The organism is Hydrogenivirga sp. 128-5-R1-1 (assembly GCF_000171895.1).
On sequence record NZ_ABHJ01000252.1, the window covers coordinates 1 to 1714 of the forward strand.

Below are 1714 nucleotides of genomic sequence, written 5' to 3' on the forward strand. Positions count from 1 at the left end.
ATTTTAAATAGGTATTTTCAGCAAGAAAATACATTAAAAAGATTACAGGAAGAAGGCTTAAACATTCCACAAGATAGGGAAGATTATGCAAGAATTACAAATTATGAATTTCTACTTGATGAGCTGGAAGAAATTGAAGTGGAAATATTAAAAAAAATAGATGAAGCTCTGGAAAGAATTTCTGAGGGAACTTATGGATATTGTGAAGTTTGCGGAAAACCTATTGAAGAAGAAAGACTTGAAGCTATACCCTGGACAACTTTATGTACAGAGCACGCAAAAGAAGCTGAAAAGTATAAAATCACACCAGACAAAGTTTATGAAGACTATCTAAAAGGAAGTTTAATTCCTTATGATGAAGAGCAAGAAACAGATGTAAAACAGGAAGGGCTTGATAAATAATCAAGCCTCTTTTCCCAATAAAATTTCATTCACTTTTTCTTTCACACTATCTTTAAATGACTCTAAGAATTTTTGAGAGAAAACAACTATATAAAGTTTTGTTTTTGTATCATCAATCTTTTCAAGTTTGACCCATACACGCCTGTGAACAGTGTAAAAAGCAAGCATTATTCCAAAAACTACAATTATAGTACCGAGCCATATAAGATTTGTTCCCGGCATTTTTGTAATCTGAAGACCTGAAAAATATCTTGGCTTAAACTCTTCTATCATCAATAGATATTTATACCCTTTTTCATACCCAAATTTGTTAAAAGCAGGTATCGCAATATTCGGATTTGCCAATATCGGTAAGTTAAATGTTTTTCCACTTCTAACAACCTGAACAACAATTACAGGGTCATAAATATCCTGATTAACAAGCATTGGATTTTTATAATTTAATGTTTGACTGATTACTTTAAGTTTTTCGCCGTTAACTTTTATAAAAGGCATTCCGTAAAAATAGTTTACTCTTTTAGCTGATGAGAATAAAACTACAGACTGAGCTTCCAAATCTTTCATAATTTTCTGTAATTTTTGTTTTTCCTTGGGGTCTTTTGTGGACTGCAGTTTATTCTGCACTTCATTTATCTTTTTGATTAAATCAAGCATCTTTTCATAATTTACTACAATAATTTTTGCAAATTTTATATCTCCTGTTTTTCCATAAGAAGCTTGAAATATTCTGTATCCTCCATAATCAGTAGGATTATTAACCTGAACAACAGCCTTTTTCATAAGTTTACCATTTTGATATATTTCTATTTTACTGTTAAATGACTTTATAGAACCTTTGAACTTATCACTGTCATAAAAATCAAGCCAGAACTTATTAACTCTTATAGTAAATGGAAGCTGATATACCTGATTACTGGGCTGGAGAGAACCTTCCCTGAATTTAAAGAAAAAATCTCTACTCTCACCTTCTGGAATTTCAATCTGACCTCTTATACCAAACTGAGCACCCATAAAAGCTCCAACCAAAAAGACTATTATGCCTATATGGGTAACAAGCATTCCCCATCTTGATATTTTTCCTTTTTCTGCAAAAAGGTAAATTTCTTTATCATTTTCTTCTATTTTTTCTACTCTCTTAAATCCAAGTCTGTGCAAAAGATAAATAATTCTTTCAAAAGCTTCTTTTAAAGTAAGTGGGAGCTCAAACTCAAGTTTATTCCTTGACTTTAAATCTTTTTCATTGAGTTTTTTGTGAACTCTTCCATAGGCCTGCATATAAATTTTTGGAAATCTATCAATTGTGGCAATAATT

The 1714-nt window shown here is 30.9% G+C and carries 2 protein-coding genes; one reads left to right on the forward strand and one right to left on the reverse strand.

The window, feature by feature from the left end; genetic code table 11:
* Positions 1-402 (forward strand): TraR/DksA C4-type zinc finger protein (locus tag HG1285_RS02760; protein ID WP_157560709.1); only part of this gene is annotated, 402 nt, incomplete at its 5' end.
* On the opposite strand, the gene HG1285_RS17900 is transcribed toward HG1285_RS02760, so the two are convergent.
* Positions 403-1714: cytochrome c biogenesis protein ResB (locus HG1285_RS17900; protein ID WP_032497061.1), on the reverse strand; the 1312-nt coding region annotated here is incomplete at its 5' end. It lies immediately after the preceding gene.